This window comes from Hydrogenophaga sp. (genome assembly GCF_022844385.1).
In the GTDB taxonomy this organism is placed as follows: Bacteria; Pseudomonadota; Gammaproteobacteria; order Burkholderiales; family Burkholderiaceae_C; genus Hydrogenophaga.
The window spans coordinates 1-8570 of the sequence record NZ_JALHLX010000108.1 but is presented as its reverse complement, the minus strand read 5'-3'; the positions used below and the strand labels follow the sequence as shown (position 1 = coordinate 8570).

Genomic DNA, 8570 nt, shown 5'->3' with positions numbered 1-8570 from the left:
TCGCAGGCGGCCAGGGTGTGGCCGCGTTTCTGCAGCTCGCGCATCATGGCGAAGGTGGTGTCCTTGTAGGTCTTGAAGGTGACCAGCGGGTCGGCGACAAAGAGGATGTTCATGGCTTGCTTTTCTGACGAAGGCCGTACTGTTGCACAAACAGCGCAACGGCGCCGGCCACCACGCCCCAAAAGGCCGAGCCGATGCCGGCGATCACCACGCCGCTGAGCGTGACGAGAAAGGTGATGAGCGCGGCCTCGCGGTGTGTGTCGTCCTTCAGGGCTGCGTGCAGCCCGCCGCCGATGCTGCCCAGCAGCGCAATGCCGGCGATGGCCAGCACCAGTTCGCGCGGGAAGGCGATGAGCAGGCCGGTGACGGCCGCGCCGAACAGGCCGATGAGCACGTAGATGGCGCCGCAGGTGACGGCGGCGGTGTAGCGCTTCTTCGGGTCGGGGTGGGCTTCCGGGCCCATGCAGATGGCGGCGGTGATCGCGCTGAGGTTGAGCGCGAAGGCGCCGAACGGCGCCAGCACCAGTGTGGCCACACCGGTGAGCGTGATGATTCTGGAGATCGGCATGTCGTAGCCGGCCGCGCGGATGGCGGCCACACCCGGCAGGTTCTGCGAGGCCATGGTGACCACGAACAGCGGCAGCGCCAGGCTGGTCAACGCGGCCAGCGTGAAGACCGGCAGGGTGAACACCGGGCGGGCCAGCTCCAGCGTGAGCGCACCGGCGTTGAACTGGCCGCGCAGCACCACATAGGCCACCGACACCAGCAGTGTGATCACCACCGCATAGCGCGGTGCCAGGCGCCGGCCGAGCAGGTAGGCCAGCAGCATCAGCACCACCAGCACCAGCGCCGTTTGCGCAGCGGCAAAGGCCTGCAGGCCGAAGCGCGCGAGCACGCCTGCCAGCAGCGCCGAGGCCAGCGCCATCGGGATCTTGTTCATCACGCGTTCGAACCAGCCGGTGGCGCCTGCCAGCGTGATGAGCGCGCCGCACACCATGAAGGCACCGATGGCCTCAGCCATGGAGAAGCCTCCGGCCAGGCCCGCCGTGGCCAGCACGGCCGCGCCGGGCGTGCTCCAGGCCACCATGACCGGCTGCTTGAGCACCAGTGACGGAATGGCCGAACACAGACCCATTCCCAGGCCGAGCGCCCACATCCACGAGGTGATTTGCGCCGGCGTGGCGCCAAACGCCTGCGCGGCCTGGAAGACGATGGCCACCGAGCTGGTGAAGCCCACCAGCACCGCGACAAAACCGGCGGTGGCGGCCGAGAGGTTGAGGTCTTTGAAGAACGGCATCGGGCGATTCTCGCCGCGATGCTTGGCGTCTCAGGCCATCAGCGGATGCCGCCCACGTAGCGCGCGTCCGGGTCTTCGCCTTCCTTGCGCGGACCGCCAAAGGCCGAGATCAGGGTGGATTCGATGAAGCCGCTGTGGTGGCCGGGCACCGAGTTGGCGAAGCCGCCCGATCGCGGAGTGCCAGCGCGCTGGGCGGCGGCCGCGCTGACCTGGCCCGCCTTCAAGGTTTCGGCCGCAGCCTGCAGCAAGGGTTTGCGTGCTGGCGCAGCCATGAGCGGGATGGCGGCTTCCAGTTTGTCGGCCAGCGCCAGCAGGTCGGCGTGTTCGTCCGTGGTGGCCTTCTCGCGCGTGAAGCGCACGATCTCGCGTGCGTAGTCTGCGTTGCTGGCCAGCCATTCGGTGTCGGTCACGCGGCCGGTCTTGCGCCGCAGCAGCACGTGCAGGTGGGCTGCGATGGCAAAGACGTCGTTGGCGGTCATGAAGCTGCCGCCTTCAGTGGCCGAGCTGTTCGTTGTGCAGCGACACGTCCAGGCCCGCGCGCTCCTCGAACTCGCGCACCCGCAGCGTGGTGAAGCGCGAGGTGATCCACAGCACCACAGCCGTCATCACCAGGCTGTAGGCCAGCACCGCCACACACGCGATCACCTGGGCCATGAAGCTGGCCTCCACGCCCGAAATGGCCGGGTCGGCCAGCAGTCCCGTGAGCAACGCGCCCACCAGGCCGCCCACGCCGTGCACGCCGAACACATCGAGCGAGTCGTCGGCGCGCAGCTTGCGTTTGAGCGCTGTGGCGCCCCAGTAGCAGGCCACGCCGGCCACCAGACCGATGATGAGCGCGCTGCGCGGCGACACAAATCCCGCCGCCGGCGTGATGGCCACCAGACCCGCCACCACGCCCGAGCACAGTCCCAGCAGCGACGCGCGTTTGCGCGCCAGCCACTCGGCGGCCATCCACGAGAGTGCACCCGCGGCCGCTGCGATGTGGGTGACCGCCATGGCCAGGCCGGCGCGGCCGTCGGCGGCCAGCGCGGAGCCGGCGTTGAAGCCGAACCAGCCCACCCACAACAGGCCGGTGCCCGCCATGGTGAGACCCAGGTTGAACGGAATGAAGGGTTCGCGGCCATAGCCTTCGCGTGGACCGAGCGCGTAGGCGCAGACCAGCGCAGCGGCGCCGGCGTTGATGTGAACCACCGAGCCGCCGGCAAAGTCCAGCGCGCCGAGTTGCGCGAGCCAACCGCCCGGTTCCCACACCCAGTGGGCGATGGGCGCGTAGACCAGCAGCAACCACAGGCCGGTGAAGGTGAGCAGCGCGCCGAAGTGCATGCGCTCCACCAGCGCCCCCACCACCAGCGCGCAGGTGATGATGGCAAAGGTGAGCTGGAACATGGCGAACACCGACTCGGGCACGTGTTTCGCGATGTGGCTCACGGCCACCTGGCCGGTGGCGCCCAGGAACTCCATGCCCGAGAAGCCCGCGCGCTCGAAGCCGCCGATGAAGCCACCCAGCGCACCACCCGGTGTGAAAGCCAGCGAGTACGCCACGCCGAACCACAACAGGCTCACCACGGCTGCGATGCCCACCACGCTGGCCATGGTGTTGATCACATTGAAGCGGCGCACCATGCCGCCGTAGAACAGGGCGATGCCCGGCAGCGTCATGAGCAACACGAGCGCGGTGCTGACCATGAGCCAGGCGGTGTCGGCGCCTGAAATCGTGCTGGCCGCGACCAGCCCGGGCGAGGTGAGCGCCGCGGGTGGGGCTGCGGGAGCGGCTTGCGCAGCAGCCGTCAGTGGCGCCAGCAAGGCGGTGATCAGTGCGAAGTGGGGGAGAAGGTTTCTCTGGCTGTGAAAGTGATGGGGAAGGGCGGTCACACGGTTGTGGTGCATTTTGTTACCTGTTTCCAACGACACCGTGGCCAGTGCATCAACTGTGCCAAGGGTTGTCCCGGCCAAGGGAAAGCCCGGGTGCACACCGCTGGTGCGAGCCGATACAGTGCATGCACTCGCTCAAGCGCACTGCGCTGGTGACCGCGGGGGACCGAGGAGACAACCCAGTCCACAATCAAAAAACGTGTTTCAGCGTCCCCAGAGATGCCAGATTCCTCAAACCGATCCCTGTGGGTCGGTTTTTTTTCGTCTTCGCGTGGCAGCGACAATCGCTTTCATGGAATTGCTGCTTGTTTCGCTGGCCTCGTTGTTTGCCGGCTTCGTGGATTCGATCGTGGGGGGCGGCGGCCTCATCCTAGTGCCCGCGCTGTTCGCCATGTTTCCCACCACCCACCCCGCGACGCTCTTCGGTGTGAACAAAGGGGCCTCGGTGTGGGGCACGGCAGCGGCCACCTGGCAGTACGCCCGGCGGGTGAACATGCCCTGGCACGCGTTGCTGCCCGCCGCGGCTGTGGGCTTCGTGGGCTCAATGGCGGGGGCGTGGACGGTGACGGTGATCTCGCCCGATTTCCTGCGCCGCGCGCTTCCCTTGGTGCTGATCGGCGTGCTGGTCTACACGCTGGCGCGCAAAGACCTCGGTCGCCACCACGCACCGCGTTTCAGCGGTCGGCAAGAAGCCGCCGCGGCCTGCGTGCTGGGTGCCACCATCGGCTTTTACGACGGCTTCTTCGGCCCGGGCACCGGCAGCTTTTTCGTGTTCCTGTTCGTGCGCTGGCTGGGCTACGACTTCCTGCATGCCAGCGCCAGCGCCAAGCTCATCAACACCGCCACCAACCTTGCCGCGCTGTCGCTGTTCGCCTGGAAAGGCCATGTGTGGTGGCACTTTGTGCTGGCCATGGCCGTGGCCAACGTGGTGGGCAGCCTGCTGGGCACGCGCCTGGCGCTCAAGCACGGCAGCGGCTTCGTGCGCATCGCCTTCATCGTGGTGGTGTCGGCGCTGATCCTCAAGACGCTCTACGACGCCTGGATCAGGGGGTGATGCGAAGCGGCGCGGGGGTGGCCGCCGGCTCCGGCGGCCAGGGCATTGCGCTGGCTTTCAGCGGGGTTCCGATGGGGGCCGATGCCTGGCCCACGCTCACCGCTGCCAGGTCTTGCGGATTCGGGTACTGGTCGAGCAGCAGATAGTCGAACACGCGCCGAGTGATGGGCGCGGCAGACGCGGCGCCGAAGCCGGCGTTTTCAACCACCACCGCGATCGCCACGCGGGGCTGGTCGATGGGGGCGAAGGCCACGTACAGCGCGTGGTCGCGCTGGTGCTCTTCGAGTTTGCGGGCGTCGTATCGGTCGCGCTGGCCGATGGTCACCGCCTGCGCTGTGCCAGTCTTGCCGCCGCTGGCGTAACCGGCGCCGGCAAACACGCGGGTGGAGGTACCTTCGGTGGTCACGGCCTGCATGGCCTCCAGCACGGTGCGCACGTGTTCGGGCTTGTAGCCCAGGTTCACCGCAGGCGGTGCGGGCAGTGGTCTGCGCTCGCGGGTGATCGCGTTTTCGGTGGCCATGGTCAGGTGCGGAGCGTGTTTCACGCCCCCATTGGCCAGCGTGGCCATGGCGTGGGCGAGTTGCAGCATGGTGAAGCTGTTGTAGCCCTGTCCAATGCCCAGCGAGATCGTCTCGCCGGGGTACCAGCGCTGCTGGTCAGGGCGCTTGTAGTTGTTGCGCTTCCAGGCCTGGCTGGGGAGCACGCCGCGCACCTCGCCGCGCAGGTCGATGCCGGTGATCTGGCCGAAACCCAGCGGTTTCATGAAGTCGTGCATGGTGTCCACACCCATCTCGTTGGCCAGCGAGTAGTAATAGGTGTTGCTGGATTTCACGATGCTGCGCTTCATGTCCACAGCGCCGAGTCCGCCGTCACCGTGGCTGCGGAAGCGGTGGCTGCCGAACATCCAGAAGCCCGGGTCGTTGATGACGGTCTGGGCCGACCGGGTGCCGGTTTCCAACGCGCCCAGCGCCATGAAGGGCTTGTAGGTGGAGCCCGGCGGGTAGGTGCCGCGCAGCGCGCGGTTGAGCAACGGCTTGTCCAGCGACTCGTTGAGCGCGCGCCAGTTGTCCACGTCGATGCCTTCGACGAAGAGGTTGGGGTCGAAGGTGGGCTTGCTCACGAAGGCCAGCACCTCGCCCGAGCGCGGGTCGATCGCCACCAGGGCGCCGCGCCGCTCGCCGAACATGTCCTCGATCAGTTTCTGCAACTGGATGTCGATCGACAGCACCACAGTGTCGCCCGGCGTGGCGGGTGTGTTGGCGAGGGAGCGCACCGCGCGGCCTCCGGCCGAGGTTTCCACCCGCTCGAAACCGGTGGTGCCGTGCAGCGTCTGCTCAAAGCTCTGCTCGGCGCCGAGTTTGCCGATGTACTCGGTGCCGCGGTAGTTGGCCTGGTCTTCTTCGGCCCAGTCGGCGATCGACTCTTTCTCGCGCTGGTTGATGCGCCCGATGTAGCCGATCACGTGGCTGGCGGTTTCGCCGTTGGGGTACTGACGCAGCAGGCGCGCGCGCACCTCCACCCCGGGGAAACGGTAGCGCTGCACGGTGAATCGGGCCACCTCCTCGTCGGTCAGGCGGGTGCGGATGGGCAGCGAGTCGAAGCTGTGGGATTCTTCGAGCAGCTTGCGGAAGCGGCGCTGGTCGCGCGGGGAAATTTCCACCAGTTCGCCAAGCTGGGCGATGGTGGCCTGCATGTCGAGCACGCGCGAGGGCGTGATCTCCAGCGTGTAGGCTGAATAGTTGGTGGCCAGCACGCGGCCGTTGCGGTCCACGATCTGGCCCCGGTTGGGCACCACCGGCAGCACCGCCGTGCGGTTGCTCTCGGCCTGCGCCAGCAGGTCATCGTGGCGCACCACCTGCAGGTACACCATGCGCGCGGCGACCAGACCAAACGCAAACACCACCACCAGCCCGATCACCAGCAAGCGGGTGCGGAACTGGGCCAGGTCGGCTTCGACGTTTCGCAGTTCGGTCATGGCTACAGGGGTCGGTTGTCGTCAGGATTGGGCGCCCTGCGCTGCGGGGCAAGGAGCAAAACACTCACCACCGGCCACAGCATGGCCTCGAGCACCGGCGCGATGAAGTAGGTCAAACCCGGGAAGCTGCCGCCCGAGGCCATGCGCACCAGCAGCTCCAGCACGTGGGCCGCCACGAACAGCGGCAGCACCTGCACCGCCTGGTTGGGCACGCCGAACCACAACAGGCGGCGGTGCATGGAAATGGCCAGGAAACCGAGCACGGTGTAGGCCAGCGCATGCTGGCCGAGCAGGGCGCCCTGGTGCACGTCCATGGCCAGGCCAAAGAGAAACGCGACGCCCACGCCGATGCGCAGCGGCTGGTGCACGCTCCAGAAAACCAGCGTCACCGCGAGCAGGTCGGGCACCCACGCCGAACGCCCCCACAGGCCCATGTTCAGCAGCATGTTGAACATCAGCGCGCTGAGCAGGCTGAACCAGATGAAGGCGGGGTTGGCGGGCAGCAGCAGCTGCTGACCGGGGCGCATGATCATGGCGTGTTGCTCCGGTTGCCGGGCCGGTCGGCTGCGGTGGGCGCGCGGGTGGCTTCGGTCAAGGGCGAGGGCGGCAGCGACGCGCCTGCGGGTGCGAGCACCAGCACGTGCAAGGCGCCCTGTACCTGCGCCAGCGGTTCGGCCTCGATGCGCGAGAAAGACGATTCGGCCTGCCGCGCCACCAGGGTCACACGGGCCACCGGCAGGCCGGGCGGGTACACGCCGTCCACGCCACTGGTGGTGAGCAGGTCGCCCTCGGCGATGTCGGCGCTGGCCAGCGTGTAGCGCAGTTCCATGCCGTCGCCTTTGGTGGAAGGCTGGCCGTAGGCCACGCTGCGAACGCCGGTGCGCACATTGAGCACCGGGATGGCCATGCCGCGGTCGATCAGCAGGCTCACCTCGGACACCAGCGGGTACACGCGTGTGACCTGGCCGAGCACACCTCTTTCGTCGATCACGGGAGAGCCAGCCTGCACACCTTGTGTCTGGCCGCGGTCGATCACGATCTTGCGCGAGTACGGGTCGGCCGCGTCGTACAGCACCTGGGCGCCCATGGCCTGCGTGCCGGTGCGCTCGCGCATGGCCAGCAGATCGCGCAGCCGCCGGTTTTCCAGTTGCATCTGTTCGAGCTGCAGATTGCGGTCGGCCTGCGTGGCCAGGCGCTTGAGCGCTTCGCCCTCGCTTTGCTGTGCGTTGTGCAACGACGTGAAGTACCCGCCCAGACCGGCCATGGCCTGCACCGGCTGCAACACCAGCCACTGCGCCGGGTACAGCGCGGCGGCAATGCCTGCGCGCGCGGGACGCGCCACCTCAAAGCGCAGGTCGGCCACCATGAGGAACAGCGCGAGCGCGCTGAAAACCACCAGTTTGGACAGGGCCGATGGGCCCTGCTTGAAGAAGGGGGGCGGCGTGCGGTCCAGGGTGCCCAGTGGCATGACGCTCGGGGTGGCTCTGGTGGTGTGTGTGCGGGTGCGCCGGGGTGCGGCGCGCGCTTATTCGCTGGTGAAGATGGTGCCCAGGCGCTCCATGCGCTCCAGGGCCATGCCGCAACCGCGCACCACGCAGGTCAACGGCTCTTCGGCCACCAGCACCGGCAGGCCGGTTTCTTCGGCCAGCAGGCGGTCCAGATCGCGCAGCAGCGCGCCGCCGCCGGTGAGCATCATGCCGCGCTCGGCGATGTCGGCGCCCAGTTCGGGCGGCGTGTGTTCCAGTGCCATCTTGACCGCGGTCACGATGTTGTTGAGCGGGTCGGTCAGGGCTTCCAGGATCTCGTTGCTGGAGATGGTGAAGCTGCGCGGCACGCCTTCGGAGAGGTTGCGGCCCTTGACTTCCATTTCCTTGACTTCCGAGCCGGGGAAGGCCGAACCGATCTGCTTCTTGATCGCTTCGGCCGTGGGCTCGCCGATCAGCATGCCGTAGTTGCGGCGGATGTAGGCAATGATGGCTTCGTCGAAACGGTCACCACCCACGCGCACGCTGCCCTTGTAGACCATGCCGCCCAGCGAGATCACGCCCACCTCGGTGGTGCCGCCGCCGATGTCGACCACCATGGAGCCCGATGCGTCCGACACCGGCAGGCCGGCGCCGATGGCCGCGGCCATGGGTTCTTCGATCAGGTAGACCTCGGAAGCGCCGGCACCCAGCGCCGATTCGCGGATGGCACGGCGCTCGACCTGGGTGGAGCCGCAAGGCACACAGATGATGATGCGCGGGCTCGGCTTGAACATCGAGCGCGGGTGCACCATCTTGATGAACTGCTTGAGCATCTGCTCGGTCACGGTGAAATCGGCGATCACGCCGTCTTTCATGGGGCGGATGGCTTCGATGTTGCCGGGCACC

General features: G+C 67.6%; 8 protein-coding genes and 1 pseudogene. 1 reads left to right on the top strand and 8 read right to left on the bottom strand.

All coding sequences use genetic code 11. From position 1 onward, the window contains the following. The 4 genes and pseudogenes from Q0C59_RS15300 to Q0C59_RS15285 all read right to left on the bottom strand — a co-directional run. Nucleotides 1-113: pseudogene (locus tag Q0C59_RS15300) on the bottom strand (glutathione synthase); the annotation flags it as partial. Then, on the bottom strand, nucleotides 110-1297 hold the full coding sequence (locus Q0C59_RS15295; RefSeq protein WP_291216964.1) for a benzoate/H(+) symporter BenE family transporter: 1188 nt from the start codon (nucleotides 1295-1297) through the stop codon (nucleotides 110-112). The pseudogene Q0C59_RS15300 and the gene Q0C59_RS15295, both read right to left, overlap by 4 nt. A 38-nt stretch (nucleotides 1298-1335) precedes the next feature. Next, on the bottom strand, nucleotides 1336-1776 hold the full coding sequence (locus Q0C59_RS15290) for a hypothetical protein (RefSeq protein WP_291216980.1): 441 nt from the start codon (nucleotides 1774-1776) through the stop codon (nucleotides 1336-1338). 13 nt (nucleotides 1777-1789) lie between these two features. Next, entirely contained in the window at nucleotides 1790-3109 is a 1320-nt protein-coding gene (locus Q0C59_RS15285; RefSeq protein WP_370871269.1) for an ammonium transporter, read from the bottom strand. 352 nt (nucleotides 3110-3461) lie between these two features. On the opposite strand from Q0C59_RS15285, the gene Q0C59_RS15280 reads away from it, so the two are divergent. Then, entirely contained in the window at nucleotides 3462-4223 is a 762-nt protein-coding gene (locus Q0C59_RS15280; protein WP_291216957.1) for a TSUP family transporter, read from the top strand. On the opposite strand, the gene mrdA is transcribed toward Q0C59_RS15280, so the two are convergent. The 4 genes from mrdA to Q0C59_RS15260 form a co-directional block, all read right to left on the bottom strand. Further along, a complete protein-coding gene (gene mrdA, locus Q0C59_RS15275) occupies nucleotides 4213-6198 on the bottom strand; it encodes a penicillin-binding protein 2 (protein WP_291216931.1) in 1986 nt (661 codons plus the stop codon). The two genes, Q0C59_RS15280 and mrdA, sit on opposite strands and share 11 nt — an antisense overlap. Before the next feature lie 2 nt (nucleotides 6199-6200). Continuing rightward, nucleotides 6201-6731 carry a rod shape-determining protein MreD gene (mreD, locus tag Q0C59_RS15270; RefSeq protein WP_291216929.1) on the bottom strand — a complete coding sequence of 177 codons (531 nt, stop codon included), beginning with the start codon at nucleotides 6729-6731 and terminating at the stop codon, nucleotides 6201-6203. Beyond that, a complete protein-coding gene (gene mreC, locus Q0C59_RS15265; RefSeq protein WP_291216926.1) occupies nucleotides 6728-7666 on the bottom strand; it encodes a rod shape-determining protein MreC in 939 nt (312 codons plus the stop codon). The genes mreD and mreC overlap by 4 nt, the downstream gene beginning before the upstream one ends. Nucleotides 7667-7723: 57 nt before the next feature. Continuing rightward, nucleotides 7724-8570: rod shape-determining protein (locus Q0C59_RS15260; RefSeq protein ID WP_291216924.1), on the bottom strand; the 847-nt coding region annotated here is incomplete at its 5' end.